Origin of the sequence: Haloferula sp. A504 (assembly GCF_044385805.1) — a bacterium.
Lineage (GTDB): Bacteria > Verrucomicrobiota > Verrucomicrobiia > Verrucomicrobiales > Akkermansiaceae > Haloferula.
This window is the reverse complement of sequence record NZ_JBISBU010000020.1, coordinates 1-13,574: the sequence shown is the minus strand read 5'-3', so window position 1 is coordinate 13,574 and position 13,574 is coordinate 1. Positions and strand designations below refer to the sequence as shown.

Here is a 13,574-nt window from a genome sequence, read left to right as displayed (position 1 = left end):
CTATCTTGTTACCTGATAGACGGCTTCGCCGTGGTGCGGTTTGATCGGCCAATCGTCGGTCCGGAAGGGAAAGGCGGGAAGTTCACGGCTGTTCATCAGGGAGCCTATCGGCAGGTTCGAAACCGCGTAGCGAACGGCCACCGGCTCGGTGACGTCCGCGGACCAGACCTCGACGGATGGATTGTCGCCATTGGCGTCGACCACCCGGGCCTCGGCGTGATGAAACTCCCGGTCGGCTCCGGCGATGTGGAAGCCGCGCACGTCGGCCTTGTCGAGACGCAGGCCCTGCGCGCCGTCCTTCTCGAACACGACCTTGATCCGTCCGTCGCCCTTCTCCATGGCCCGATAAACCGGGCCATGCCAGTCGAGCGGCAGCTTCGGATTGGTCGCGTCCTTGGCGCCGTAGACCTGCGACAGCGCCCAGCGGGCGGAGCGCTCGCCGACCGGCATCTTGCGGCGCGGGTGGATGTTGGCGTCGCTGTTGGCGTCGAAGCTGACGACCAACCCGGTGTTCGGAGTGCTCCGCCAGGTGTTGAACTGGATCTCCCGGACCACGTTGGTGTGGTGGTTCATGTCGTAGGTCATCGACCGGCGGGTGCTCCATCCGGCGATCTGGATGATGCCGAAGGGCAGATCGTCATCCCCGAAAAGCCGCCGCCAGTCGGCGATCACCGCCGGGAAGGTCTCCTGGAAGGGGACCCAGGTTTCCCCGAAGGAGTTGTTCTCGCCCTGATAGAAGAGCGCGCCGCGGATCGGGAGACCGGCCAGCGGCATGATCATCGCGTTGAGCGGGCCCGCGGGGATGCGGCCCGTCGCCGGGTCACCGTAGTTCTTGAAGTTGGGCTTTCCTGGAGCCTTCTCGCCTGCAGCCTTGGCCTTGGCGGCAGCTTGTTCCCATGCGGCGAGATCGGCTTCGTAGCGCTTCTTCGCTCCCTCGATGCCACCGCCCTCGATCCAGTCGGCGCGCTTCTGTTCGTATTCCTCGATGAAGGGTTTCATGGTCGGCAGCGTGTCGAGGGTCTCCCGGGTCACCCAGTGCTGGGCCATCGTTCCGCCCCACGCGGCGTTGATCAGTCCGACGGGGACGCCGAGGTTCCGGTGCAGGCGGCGGCCGAAGTAGTACGCCACCCCTGAGCAGTCGCCGGCGGTTTCCGGCGTGCAGGCCTGCCAGATCCCGGCGGTATCGCTCACCGGAATGTCGGTGCGGGGCTCGGGGACGCCCTCGGGTTCGATGCGGAAGTAGCGGAGGCCCGGGTAGTCGGCGGCGGGGAGCTCGAGGTCGGCATCGCGGCTGCTGCGGAGCCGCCATTCCATGTTGCTCTGGCCGCCGCAGAGCCAGACGTCGCCGATGAGCACGTCTTCGATTTTCACCCTCGTGGATCCGGAGGCCACGACGAGGACCTGGCCGGTGGCGTTCGCGGGCAGAGGATCGAGGACGACATCCCAGCGATCGTCCGCGATGCGGGTGGTGACTGACTGCCCGGCGAAGGTGACGGAAACCTCGGAGTCCTTGGGACCCCAGCCCCAGATTTTCAGGGGCTGGTCCCGCTGCAGCACCATGCCGTTGCTGAAAAAACTTGGAAGATCCAGGGCGTCGGCGGCCAGCCCCGGCAGCGCGAGGGAGAGGGAGGCGGCGATCGGGGTGAGTCGGCGGATGAGGGGTGTCATGGACATGGTGTGGGGGGAGTCATACGGCCCGGGGACGTGACGGCTATCTTGATCCGGATTCAGCGGGTTTCTCGCTGGATGGTGAAGCTCACCGGGGAATCAAGGTACTGTGCGGTTTCGGGCATCTGCTGGATGCGGCGGACGACATCCATGCCCCGGGTGACCTGGCCGAACACCGCAAAGCCCTGTCCGTCCGGGTTGCGTCGCCCGCCGAAGTCGAGCTCGGGCTGGGGACCGATGCAGATCGAGAACTCGGTGTTGGCGGTTCCCGGCTCCATTCGCGCCAGCGAGAGTGAACCATCGCGGTGGGTGAGGCCGGTGACGGCGGTTGTTTCGTGGGGGATGTAGGGGACCCCGGTGTCTCCGGTCTCGCGGTCCACGCCGCCCTGCACGACCTCGATCTTCACCTCGTTCTCGGGCTGGTTGTCCATCCGCACGACCCGGTAGAAGGCCGCGCGACCGTCTCGATACACTCCGGCATCGACGTTGCGCAGGAATGCCTGCGCCGAGATCGGGGCCTCGTCGATAAAGACCTCGGCCTCGATCCTGCCCAGGGGCGTGGTGATGGTGATCTGCGGCGACCTCGATGAAGCACAGGAAACCAGTCCCAGCCCGGCAATGCCGGCGAGCACGAGGACACACCATCGGATCCGCTTGCCCTTCATGGCCTGAGGATGGACCACAAGGCTCCCCGAATGCACGGATCTTCCTCCGCCCCCGGCAGGCGCGTCGCCACGCCGGTTTCAGCGGGCCGGGGGTGTTTCCGTCTGCCGTTCGATGCGGAACTGCTCGAGCGTCTCCTGCAGGCCCTCGACGAACTTGCTGCCCGCGTCCCCGGCATCCTTGGGCAGGCGGACCGTGACGATGAGATGGTGGTTCGGCTCGAGGGGAGGTGCCACGTAGTGTAGGTGCTCGATGAACGGCCCCCGATCGATCGCGCCCTCGGCACGGGCGTAGGGAGTGTCACTGAGAGCACCCTCCAGCACCGCGATGTCGCACCAAACCCCGCCGGCCAGCGGGCCGCGCACGGCGACACGAGGCGGCTTCGGGTTCATGGCGATCGCCGGCAGGACATGGACTGCCGTCAGGTGCTCGAAATGGATGACATCCTCAAAGGCGTGGGTCCGTGCTTCCGGATAGTGCTTTTCCACGTAAAGGCCGACGAGTCGCGCACTGGAGGAAAGGACATTGATGCCCTGCGGTACCGAATAGGAACGCTGGGCGGACGCGGGGCTGACGGGAATCAAGACGAGGCCGAAGGTTAGAAGCAGGATGAGCCTGGGGTTCATGACGGATGGTCGCGGGTGGTGATCAGCGACGAGGCTAGCACAGAAGAAGCCCCTGCGAGGGTAAAGAATCCGTAAACACGAATCCGGGGCACTACGCCTGCGAGCCGCGTCTCAATGCCATCGCCATCTTCTCGCTCGACGCGTAGCACACCCCCCGGTGGTTCATGAAGGTCGAGTCGGGGCGATTGAGGTCGAGTGGCCTTCCCTCGAAGTCGCGGGCGTGGAGCCCCGCCTCTGCGAACAGGCAGGCCGTCGCCGCGAAGTCCCAGAGTGAGCCTCCGCCTTGCTTCAGCTTGGGTTTCTTGAAATAGCAGGCGGGTCCGTCCGTGAGAACGTGGCACGCATTGAGAACACCGCCCGCCCCTTCGATGACCTCCACTCCGGGAAACCCTTCCCGGTCGGCGGCCGTGCGAACCTCGTCGATCAGGCCCTCGCGATCCGGGTGGCCGGGGAAGGTGCAGTCACAGAAGAACTTCAGCGGACCATGCTCGCGCGCGGACGGCTGGAAGGCCTTTCCGTCGATCTCCACGCCGGCCCCGCTGACTGCGCGGTAGAGTTTCCCGGCGACCGGATCAAAGACGATTCCGATCAGCGGCTTGCCATCGCGACGGACGAGGGCGATGGAGACCGAATATCCCGGGATGCCGCGGGTGAAGGGAAGGGTGCCGTCGAGGGGGTCGATGCACCAGAAGTGGTCCTTCTCAAGGCGCTGCCGGTCGTCCTCGCGTTCTTCGGTGAGCACGGCGAGATCGTGTCGGGCGATCGTCGGCTCGAGGATCCGGAGGATCGTTTCCTCACTCCTTTCGTCGACCTCGGTCACCACCTGTGAGGCGAGGCCGCTGCCGGCATCCTTCTCCCGCACCGCCACTTCGTGGTGGCGGTAGCTGGCAATGAGCGCTCCCGCCTCGGTTGCCGCGAGGCAGGCCTGAGCGGCAAGTTCGTGCAGTTGTTCGGGCGTGAGGTTCATGGTTCTCGATTCGCTTGATCTTACTCCCCGATTTCGGCCAGCACCTGCCGGGCCAGTCGCTCGCTGTAGGAGTGGAGCTTCCAGTGACCGGGGCTCCAGCCTTTCAGAAAGCGGTGGAAGTCGGTCCAGGCGATCGGGAAGAGTTCCCGCCATTCCGCTTCGACCGCACCGGCATCGTTGTCCGAGCCCCGCGCCACGAGTGCCGCGCGCAATTGGGCGAAGTAGAAATCCAGCAGCGCGGGAACCTGTGCTTCGCAGGCCTCGTCGCGAAAGCAACTGCCGATGAAGTAGGCCACGTCCTTCATCCCACAGCCGCGCCCGACGTACTGGAAATCGACCGCCGCCACCGAAGTGCCATCCTGGGAAAAGCAGAAGTTCGCCAGTTTTGCATCGCCATGGACCAGGGTCTGGAAGGCGCTTTGCTTGAGCCTGGCATCGATCGCCCCCGCGGCCCGCCACAGCGCCGGGTCCCCGGCCCTGAGTTCCTCCAGCTCATCCGGGCGTGTCTCCAGATGCCAGTAGGTGCCGCACTCCCACAGTCCCTCGCCCGGGTTGCCGAGAAAGGTCGCGTGGAATTGCGCCAGCCATGCGAGACAGGCCCGCACCTCGCCGGAGTCGACCGTCGTCCGGCGTCCGGGGAAGCCCGCCGCGTCGAGGTCTTCGAGCAGCAGCAGGATCTCCTCGTCCTGCCGCTCCATCGCCAGGCACTCCGGCACGCGGCACCGGTCATCGCAGAGCCCGGCGTAGTCGCTGTACCACACCGACTCGACCTGGTAGGATCGCAGCTTGCGCCGATGCGACCGGTCCGTGTTCCACCCCCGAGGATGGTCGGCTGCGGTGGGTGGGGAGATGTGTTTCACGATCAGGCTTTCCCGATCGCTCCCCTCGAGTCCGTATCGCCGGATCGCCCCGTAGCCGCTCCACAGGCGTTGCACCACGTCGAGTTCCCGACAACGGGTCGCTCCCGTCGCCTTGGCGATGCGTGTCTCTTCCTCAATGGCCATCGAGCGCCGGACCCTGTCGGAAAGGTCCCGGATGGTCCAGTGGCGAAGGATCCGTTCAGGCCCTGGCTCCCCCCGACTTCCTCGCGGCCCCCTTCTTCACCCGGACAAGGAAGGTGGTGCGCTCGCCGTCCTTGCGGGTCTTCACCTCGAACAGGTCGATGGCCGCGAAGAGGTCGCTGAGCTTGCGGTAGCCGTAGGTCCGGTGGTCGAAGGGACCCTGGTTGTTGATGTGGGAGCCCACCGGGCCGAGGCGCGCCCAGCCGTCTTCGTCCTGCACGGCCTGGACCGCCGTCCGCAGGGTGTTCATGAGCTTGCTGTTCCCCTTCAGCTCGTTCGTGGAGTTGCTCTTCTGGGAGGCGGTCTTCTTGGTCCTCGTCTTCTCGTCGAGGTAGAGGAAATGGGTGCAGCTGTTGACGAAGGGCTCGGGGGTCTTGCGGCTGCCGAAGCCGATCACGCGCTTTCCCTCCGCCCGCAGGCGCAGGCACAGCGGCGTGAAGTCACAATCCGACGACACCAGGCAGAAGGTCTGCACGTCCTTGGTGTAGAGGATGTCCATCGCCTCGATGAGCAGGGCCATGTCGGTGGCGTTCTTGCCCTTCACGATGTCGAAGTGCTGCACCGGCTGGATCGCATACTCGTGGAGCACCTTCTCCCAGCCCGCGAGCCCCTTCTTCTTCCAGTTTCCGTAGGCCTTGCGGATGTTGACCACGCCGTGCGAGGCGAGTTCGGAGATGATGAAGTCGATCTTCGAGGAGGGCGCGTTGTCGGCATCGACCAGCAGGGCGATGCTGGCGTTGGGGCTGTCGGAATCCTGCATGAACGGACCATGCCGGCTCACGGCATCCGCGAAAATGCAAAACGAGGCCGGGGTGCCGCCACGTGGATCCCGGAAAGGGGTCACGCGAGGACGGCGAAACAGCATCCATACCACAGGCAGAGGCAGAGGATGATCTGGCCGAGGAAGTAACCGATGGCGGTGAGGACCAGCGTGCGCCCGTGGTAGCGGACACGCCAGGCGAGGATGAAGAAGACCAGGCAGGTGATGATGGCAATCAGGCCGACGGGCAGCATCAGGAGGATCTCCATGCCGTAGTTGTGGCTGTCCCGGAAAGCCACCGAGAGGATGATGGTGCCGAGGATCGTGATCCCCGGCGGAATGCCGAGGGAGGCCCAGAGTCTGCCCCTCGGGACCTCGGGCGGGGGTGCGGGAATTTCAGGAACCTCGTCCATGCGCGTGGCCCGAGTCTGCCGGAAGTCGGGGATGGCGGACAGGAGATTTCCGGCCTCCCCTTGCACCCGGGCGGCTTCACTGCGAGGGTGGCGTGATATGAATGCACTCATCATCCTCGCCGACCTCGGCCGCATGAAGGCCTACCGCATCACCCGCGACGAACTCGAGCCCGGCACCTCCCCCGTCTTCGCGAACGTGGCCGACGTCGATCTCGCGAACCAGCACAGCAAGGTCTCCGAGCGGGTGACCGACAAGGCGGGCCGCTTCGCCTACGGGTCCGGGAGCAAGTCGGTGGGCGAACGGCAGTCCGAGCAGGACGAAGCCGAAGCCCGCCAGCTCAACGGCATCGCCGGGGCGATCCGGCGAGCGGCCGGCACGGGCAGGGAGGACATCTACCTCGCCGCGCCCAAGGAAATCATCGCCGACCTCCTTGACGAGCTGGGCACCGGTGTCGGCCGGCGTGTCCGCAAGCAGCTATCCCTCAATCTGGTCAAGGCCCCCAAGCTCGACCTGCTCGAGCGATTCGGGATCAGGTGAGGCCGGCACCCGCTCAATCCTCCACCGCCTCGGCGAAGTCGCAGAGGAAATCGACGACCTCCTCGAATTTCAGCCGGGTCGCGTCGTCGGCGATCAAACCCAGTTTTGCGTACGCGATGGTGCCGTCGCCGACGTAAACGGAACCCTTCAAGCTCTTCAGGTTCCCGGCCAGCCAGGTGCGCCGATCATCGGTCAGGACCTCCTCGAGCGTCTTGGGTTCATTGGTCCGGACGTCGACGGCCTGGTCAAAGGTTGCCTCTCCGCTCTTCCAGCGGTCCTGCCCGCGGCTGTCGCGCTGACGCAGGCCCCCGAGCAGTCCGCTCGGGGCCATCTGCGCCTTGAGCTGCCGGTTCCTGAGTTCCAGCTTCACCACGCTCTCGATCTGCCGCGTGCCCTTGAGTCCCTTTCCCGGGGCCGAGAACGAAAGCTCACGCCCGCGGTAGCGGCCGTAGAGCGACGGGTCCGGACGGACGAACCCGGCCATCTTCGCCGGTGGCTGGTCGAGTTCGAGACCGAAGCGTTCGGACAGCAGACGGTACTGGTTCGCAATCCTTGCCGACGAGAACCTGAGAATGATCCAGAAGATCCCCAGGCACGCGGCCAGCGGAAGGAGCAGCAGAAGGAGTTCGGGTCCCATGCCGTGAACCAATCGACCCGACTCCGGAAGCGCGAGTTCTTTTTCGCTGCGTCATCGGGATGCGGATGCGGACAGGGAGCCCGGCAATGCCCCCGGGACCTGGCGTGGTGATCGCGAATCCCTAATCGACCAGGTCCTCAAGCACCCGGCCGAAACCGTGGAGCCGGTATTTCCGGCAGGTTTCACGAATGGCATCGAGATCCACATCGGGGTTGCGGCGCAGGAGTTCGGACTCGCCGAGGATCGCTGCGATGTGTTCCGCAACCCTCAAGTTGGCAGGCGCGTCCGGCATGGCTCACTTTTCAGTGGAGGGCGGCAACGCTTTCCCGGGGTGGATCCAGGAGAAGCGCTCGCGCAGGGTCAGGGCGGCGGTGATGCGTTCCTCGACCGTCATGCGGGAGATCCGTTCGATCTCCGCCCGCAATGCAGCTTCCGCGCTCGCACTGCGGCTTGGACGGTGGCCTGCCGTGGCTCGCTCGCACATGACCGGAAAGTCGCAGATCCGCATCACCGGTGCAAGTCGTGATCCACGGGCAGCAACGTCGTGCATTCAGCCTGCTTCCCCCCGGCAATCCTGTGGCGGCTTTTCGGGCGACAGCCCGGGGAAGCGGGTGCAGGGTCGGCGCATGCCGAACGCACTTGCGAACGAAACTTCTCCCTACCTGCTGCAGCACCGGGACAATCCGGTGAACTGGGTGCCGTGGTCGGATGCCGCCTTCGAGGAGGCTCGGCGGCGCGACGTGCCGGTGTTCCTGTCGGTCGGCTACTCGACCTGCCACTGGTGCCACGTGATGGAGCACGAGAGCTTCGAGAACGAGACGGTGGCCGCGGTGATGAACCGGCACTTCGTGTGCGTGAAGGTCGACCGCGAGGAGCGTCCGGACATCGACGCGACCTACATGGCCTTCGTCCAGGCCACGACGGGCCAGGGTGGATGGCCGATGAGCGTGTGGTTGACGCCCGACGGCGAGCCGGTCTTCGGCGGCACCTACTTCCCGCCCGGCGACCGCGGGGGACGGCCGGGATTCACCCGGGTCTGTGAGGAGCTGGGGCGGCTGTGGAAGGAGGACCGGGCGCGGATTGAGGAAAGCGCGGGCAGGATGATGAATCATCTGCGGAAGGAAAGTACGGTGGATGCCGTGGTTCAGGGATTGCCGGGGGAGAAGGTGTTCGGGGATTTTGTCGACCGCTGCGAGTCGATGTTCGATCCCGAGTGGGGTGGCTGGGGCGGGGCTCCGAAGTTTCCCCGGCCGGTGGTGCCCCGGCTGCTGCTGCAGTTGGCGGACCGCTTCGGCGCGGGGTCCGACGAGGGCGGGGCCTGCCTGCAGATGGTCGAGCGGACCCTGAAGTTGATGGCGGCAGGTGGCATGCACGACCAGCTGGGCGGGGGATTTCACCGCTACTCGGTGGACCGCTACTGGCACGTGCCGCACTACGAGAAGATGCTCTACGACCAGGCGCAGCTGGCCTTGTTGTATCTCGAAGCCTGGCAGGCGACGGGTTCGGCGGAGTGGCGCGAGGTGGCGGAGGGCGTTTTCACATACCTGCTGCGCGACATGCGGGATTCCGGCGGGGCGTTTCATGCGGCCGAGGACGCGGACTCGGTCGAGGGGGATGCGCTGCAGCCGCCCGAATCTCCGAAGATCGAGGGAGCCTACTGGACATGGAGGGGGGCGGAGATCCACGAACTTCTGGAACCACGGGCGGCGGCCTTGTTCTGCACGGCGTACGGCGTGACGGAGGAGGGAAATGCCCGGCCCGAGAGTGACCCCCACGGCGAGTTGGAGGGACGCAACACCTTGTATCGTGCCGCCAGCGACGAGGTGCTTGCCGGGCGCTTCGAGATGGAGGTGGGGGAGGTCAGGGAATCCCTGGCGGCATCCGCCGGGCTTCTTCTCAAGCGGCGGTCGGGCCGACATCGGCCGCATCGCGACGACAAGATCATCAGTGCGTGGAACGGCCTGCTCATCGCGGCGTTGGCTCGGGGGGCTCGCCTGCTGGACCGGACCGACTTGAAGGATGCGGCTGCCGATGCGGCGGGATTTCTGAAAAGGGAGCTTTGGAGCGACGAGGATGGGCTCGCGAGGTCGTGGCGGGGCACGCGGGGGGATGCGGCCGGTTTCGCGATCGATCATGCCTGCGTGATCCGTGGTCTCATCGAGCTCGGTGCGCTGGATGCGGGATGGTTGGACTGGGCCCTCAAGCTTCAGCGCGAAATGGACGAGCGGTTCTGGGACCCGGAGCGGGTCGGCTACGTGATGCGCGCCGAACTCGAGGGGCGGGAGCTGATGACCGTGCTCGAGGACTACGACGGAGCGGAGCCGGCTGCGACTCACGTTGCGGCGGATAATCTCCTCGATCTGGCGGCACTGACCGGCGACGACGGCTACGCCAAGCGGGCCGAAGCGATCGTGCGGGCCGGTTCACGCAGGATGGAAACGCAGGGCTTCGCCTGTCCGGTGCTGATCGGAGCGTATGACCGCCTCCTGCGCGGGGTGGTGAAGATGGACGTTCGCGGCGAGTTGCCGGAGAGCATCAGGGAGAAGGCACGGCGAACCTTCATGCCTCGCTCCGTGTGGGTGCGCTCGGAGGGGCCGGGTGAGGTGGTGGCCTGTGAAGGTGAAGCCTGCCGACCGTGGCCTGTATAGAACCGCGTCGCACGGTCCTTCTTTGCGATCAGCTGCGGCGTTGTTCGCGGATCAGGCGGACGACCAGCGAGGTCCAGCCGGTCTGGTGCGAGGCACCGAGGCCTTCCCCGGTTTCCGCGTGGAAGTACTCGTGGAAGAGCAGGAGGTTCTTCCAGTCATCCTTTTCCGCGTAGCGGGTGGCGTCGCCGAAGCACGGGCGCTGGTTGTTCGCACCGGGCTTGAAGAGGTTCATCAGGCGCTCGGAGAGGTCGGCCGCGATCTCGCGCAGGTTGCACCTTTTTCCGGATCCCTTCGGATACTCGATGGTGAAGTCGTCGCCGTAGTAGTAGTGGTAGCGCTGGAGGGCCTCGATGATGAGGTAGTTGGTCGGGAACCAGATCGGGCCGCGCCAGTTCGAGTTGCCGCCGAACATGTCGGTATCCGACTCGCCCGGGGTGTAGCGGACCTCGTTGCGGCGGCCCCCGCATTCGAAGACGAAGGGTTCCTTCTCGTGGGCCTTGGAAAGCGAGCGGATGCCGAAGTCGGAGAGAAACTCGTCGGGGTCGACGAGCCTTTCGAGGCACTTGCGGAGACGTTCCTCGGTGGGGATCGCGAGCAGGCAGCGTCCGGGATTCTTGGCACCTTCGTAGCGCTTGACGTTGAGGTAGCGAACGAGCTCGGGGCGCTTGGCGAGAAACCAGTCCACGCGGTGCTTGAAGTCGGGAAGCATCTCGAAGTGCTTCTGCTTGAGCACGGTGGTCGCGCAAAGCGGCAGCAGGCCCACCAGCGAGCGGGTCCGCAGGGGCTGCGGCTCGCTGCCATCGTCGAAGATCAACTGATCGTAGTAGAAGCCGTCCTGCTCGTCCCACAGGCCGGTTTCGTCGAGCGAGTTGATCGCGTCGGTGATGCTGACGAAGTGCTCGAAGAACTTCGAGGCGATGTCCTCGTAGGCGCGGTTGTGTTCCGCGAGTTCGAGGGCCATGGTGAGCATGGTGAGACAGTATCCCCCCATCCATGCGGTGCCGTCGGCCTGATAGAGCTTGGAGCCGTCGGGCAGCGCGTGGGAGCGGTCGAAGACGCCGATGTTGTCGAGCCCGAGAAAGCCGCCGCCGAAGACGTGGTTGCCGTCGGCGTCCTTGCGGTTGACCCACCAGGTGAAGTTGAGCAGCAGCTTCTGGAAGCAGCGCTCGAGGAAGATGAGGTCGCGGCTGCCCTTCGGGTCGGCGATCTTGTAAACCCGCCACACGGCCCAGGCGTGGACCGGAGGATTGACGTCCGAGAAGTTCCACTCGTAGGCGGGAAGCTGTCCGTTGGGGTGCATGTACCACTCGCGGAGCAGCAGCAGCATCTGGTGTTTCGCGAAGGACGGGTCGATCTTCGCGAAGGGAATCATGTGGAAGGCCGTGTCCCATGCGGCGAACCAAGGGTACTCCCACTTGTCGGGCATCGAAAGGATGTCGCGGGCATGGAAGTGATGCCAGTCGTGATTGCGGCCCTTGAGTCGCTCCTTCGGCGGCGGCGGCGCGTTCTCGTCGCCTTCCAGCCATTCGTCGATGGCGTAGTAGTAGAACTGCTTGGTCCACAGCAGGCCCGCGTAGCCCTGGCGTGAAATCCGGCGCTCTTCCTCGTCGACGGCGGGCGGGATGGTCCGCGCGTAAAACTCGTCCGCTTCCGAAATCCGCGCGGCGAAGGTTTCATCATACTGATCGAAGGCGGCGATGGCGGAGTCGACCTGATGGAGCCGGCAGCGGACGGTCACCGATTCACCGGGGGGGATGGAGAACCTGAAGTGCGGCGCCGCCTTGGTCCCGATGCGGCGCGGGGCGACCGCGCCCTTCTCGCCATCGACCAGATGCCGGTGGAAGGCGTCCTTGGTGTATTTCCCCTGGGGGTCGATGCCGAAGACCGCCGGGTGGTTGGTTTCGTTCTCGGTGAAGAGCCAGCGCCCGGCCCTTGCGTCGGGCGAGTCGGCGTGGAAACGGTAGTTGCCCAGCTTCGGGTGGTGGACCAGCAGCCCGCCGTCGTCATACTGCAGCGTCGGTTTGGCGACCGGTTCCTCGCGCGTCCCCTTCCATGACCAGACGTTGCGGAACCACAACTGGGGCAGCAGGTGGAGATCGGCCTTCTCGGGGCCGTGGTTGGTCACGGTGATCTTCCACAGGATGTCGTTGGGGGTGCGCTTGGCGACCTCCTGGAGCACATCGAAGTAGCGGCCGTCATCGAACACCCCGAGCTCGGCGAGTTCGAGTTCGGGCTCCTCTCGCGACCGGCGGAGCGCCTCGTGCTGCAGCCGGGAATAGGGAAACTCGCACTGCGGGTACTTGTAGAGCGCCTTGGTGTAGGAATGGGTCGGCGTCGAATCGAGGTAGTAGTAGCATTCCTTGACGTCTTCCCCGTGGTTTCCCTCGTGGCCGCCGAGGCCGAAAAGCCGCTCCTTGAGAATGGGATCCCGCCCGTTCCACAGGACGGGGGAGAAGCACAGCAGGCTTTCGTTGTCGCTCCATCCCTGCAGACCGTCCTCGCCCCAGCGGTAGGCGCGCATGCGGGCGTGATCGTGCGGGAAGGCCCCCCAGCTGAAGCCGCTGGCGGAGTAGTCTTCGCGCACGGTGCCCCACTGGCGCTCGCTGAGGTACGGGCCCCACTGCCGCCAGGGCGAGTCGGCCATGACGGATTCGGCGAGGCGTTGGTGTTCGTTGCTCATGCGGTCGAGGGGCAATGGAGCATGAATGCGGCCAACTGGCCAGTGTCGTGACGGGTGACCGGAAGTGCCGGTTCGGAACACGAAAAACCCGCTACCCGGGCCGGGCAGCGGGATGATTTCAGAGGCTTCGCCCGAGCTTAGCTCGACGGGGGAAGAATGACCGCGTCGACCACGTGGATCACGCCGTTGGTGGTGTCGATGTCGGTCTTCACGACCTTGGCACCGCCGACATAGAGGCCGTCGTCCTTCTTCTCGATGGTCACCTTGTCACCGTTGAGCGTCTCCGCCTCGGTGAGGGTGACCGCCGTCTCGGCCATGACCTTGCCGCTGACGACATGGTACTTCAGGATGGCGACCAGCTTGTCCTTGTTCTCCGGCTTGAGAAGCGTCTCAAGCGTGCCGTCGGGCAACTTGGAGAAGGCTTCGTCGGTCGGGGCGAATACCGTGAACGGTCCGTCCCCCTTGAGGGCGTCGACCAGGCCGCCGGCGGTCAGTGCCTTGGCAAGGGTCTCAAACGATCCTGCGGCGACGGCGGTGTCGACGATGTCTTTCTTCTCCGCGCCCTGAGCCGGGATTGCGAGGGCGGTGACGGCGAAGGCGCCCATGATGGCTTTCAGTGTGTTCTTCATTATGTTTTGTGGTTTGTGTTTGGATTGGAGGGCTGTCCGAGCCCGTCCTGTTGTTTTCGTGGACGGCGGAACAGATTCGCGGTCTGTCGGCGCGCATCCGAAAATCGATCGTTCGGCGAATTTAGGATGACAGGCTCCCGAGCCTGTACAACCTGCGGGTCGCTTCGACCCGGGAATCCGACCCGGGCATCCCTAGGGCGTTTGCTTGGCAGGCTATGATTGGATGGGTTGTGCCATATTGATGGTGTTCACTGATTTTTGGCGGTGGTCGCGGTAGTGGTCGA

General features: G+C 65.2%; 14 protein-coding genes. 2 read left to right on the top strand and 12 right to left on the bottom strand.

Annotation, left to right across the window (positions count from 1 at the left end; genetic code table 11):
* The 7 genes from ACG2LG_RS11470 to ACG2LG_RS11440 all read right to left on the bottom strand — a co-directional run bounded on the left by ACG2LG_RS11470 (position 1) and on the right by ACG2LG_RS11440 (position 6,158).
* On the bottom strand, positions 1-1,674 hold the full coding sequence (locus ACG2LG_RS11470) for a sialate O-acetylesterase (RefSeq protein ID WP_396259112.1): 1,674 nt from the start codon (positions 1,672-1,674) through the stop codon (positions 1-3).
* 53 nt (positions 1,675-1,727) lie between these two features.
* On the bottom strand, positions 1,728-2,333 hold the full coding sequence (locus ACG2LG_RS11465; RefSeq protein ID WP_396259111.1) for a peptidylprolyl isomerase: 606 nt from the start codon (positions 2,331-2,333) through the stop codon (positions 1,728-1,730).
* Positions 2,334-2,411: 78 nt separating this feature from the next.
* Positions 2,412-2,957: a hypothetical protein gene (locus ACG2LG_RS11460; RefSeq protein ID WP_396259109.1), complete on the bottom strand. Its 546-nt coding sequence runs from the start codon at positions 2,955-2,957 to the stop codon at positions 2,412-2,414.
* 91 nt (positions 2,958-3,048) lie between these two features.
* Positions 3,049-3,924, bottom strand: a complete 876-nt coding sequence (locus ACG2LG_RS11455; RefSeq protein WP_396259108.1) for a 3'(2'),5'-bisphosphate nucleotidase CysQ — start codon at positions 3,922-3,924, stop codon at positions 3,049-3,051.
* 20 nt (positions 3,925-3,944) lie between these two features.
* Positions 3,945-4,928, bottom strand: a complete 984-nt coding sequence (locus ACG2LG_RS11450) for a phosphotransferase (RefSeq protein WP_396259106.1) — start codon at positions 4,926-4,928, stop codon at positions 3,945-3,947.
* Positions 4,929-4,983: 55 nt separating this feature from the next.
* A complete protein-coding gene (locus ACG2LG_RS11445) occupies positions 4,984-5,745 on the bottom strand; it encodes an NYN domain-containing protein (RefSeq protein ID WP_396259104.1) in 762 nt (253 codons plus the stop codon).
* Positions 5,746-5,825: 80 nt separating this feature from the next.
* The gene (locus ACG2LG_RS11440; protein ID WP_396259103.1) at positions 5,826-6,158 is read right to left on the bottom strand and encodes a hypothetical protein; all 333 of its coding nucleotides are present in this window, start codon (positions 6,156-6,158) and stop codon (positions 5,826-5,828) included.
* Between the two features lie 97 nt (positions 6,159-6,255).
* On the opposite strand from ACG2LG_RS11440, the gene ACG2LG_RS11435 reads away from it, so the two are divergent.
* Positions 6,256-6,696 carry a host attachment protein gene (locus ACG2LG_RS11435; RefSeq protein ID WP_396259101.1) on the top strand — a complete coding sequence of 147 codons (441 nt, stop codon included), beginning with the start codon at positions 6,256-6,258 and terminating at the stop codon, positions 6,694-6,696.
* Between the two features lie 13 nt (positions 6,697-6,709).
* On the opposite strand, the gene ACG2LG_RS11430 is transcribed toward ACG2LG_RS11435, so the two are convergent.
* The 3 genes from ACG2LG_RS11430 to ACG2LG_RS11420 all read right to left on the bottom strand — a co-directional run bounded on the left by ACG2LG_RS11430 (position 6,710) and on the right by ACG2LG_RS11420 (position 7,817).
* Positions 6,710-7,333: a hypothetical protein gene (locus ACG2LG_RS11430; protein WP_396259099.1), complete on the bottom strand. Its 624-nt coding sequence runs from the start codon at positions 7,331-7,333 to the stop codon at positions 6,710-6,712.
* Positions 7,334-7,454: 121 nt separating this feature from the next.
* Positions 7,455-7,625, bottom strand: coding sequence for a hypothetical protein (locus tag ACG2LG_RS11425; RefSeq protein WP_396259098.1), 171 nt, complete (start codon positions 7,623-7,625; stop codon positions 7,455-7,457).
* Between the two features lie 3 nt (positions 7,626-7,628).
* Complete coding sequence (locus ACG2LG_RS11420) at positions 7,629-7,817, bottom strand: hypothetical protein (protein WP_396259096.1); 189 nt, start codon at positions 7,815-7,817, stop codon at positions 7,629-7,631.
* A 142-nt stretch (positions 7,818-7,959) separates the two neighbouring features.
* Here ACG2LG_RS11420 and ACG2LG_RS11415 point away from each other — a divergent pair, with 142 nt between their 5' ends.
* The gene (locus tag ACG2LG_RS11415; RefSeq protein ID WP_396259095.1) at positions 7,960-9,981 is read left to right on the top strand and encodes a thioredoxin domain-containing protein; all 2,022 of its coding nucleotides are present in this window, start codon (positions 7,960-7,962) and stop codon (positions 9,979-9,981) included.
* Between the two features lie 28 nt (positions 9,982-10,009).
* On the opposite strand, the gene ACG2LG_RS11410 is transcribed toward ACG2LG_RS11415, so the two are convergent.
* Together ACG2LG_RS11410 and ACG2LG_RS11405 are read right to left on the bottom strand one after the other, a co-directional pair.
* Positions 10,010-12,661, bottom strand: a complete 2,652-nt coding sequence (locus ACG2LG_RS11410; RefSeq protein ID WP_396259093.1) for an MGH1-like glycoside hydrolase domain-containing protein — start codon at positions 12,659-12,661, stop codon at positions 10,010-10,012.
* Positions 12,662-12,798: 137 nt separating this feature from the next.
* Entirely contained in the window at positions 12,799-13,290 is a 492-nt protein-coding gene (locus tag ACG2LG_RS11405) for a fasciclin domain-containing protein (protein ID WP_396259091.1), read from the bottom strand.
* Positions 13,291-13,574: the final 284 nt, after the last annotated feature.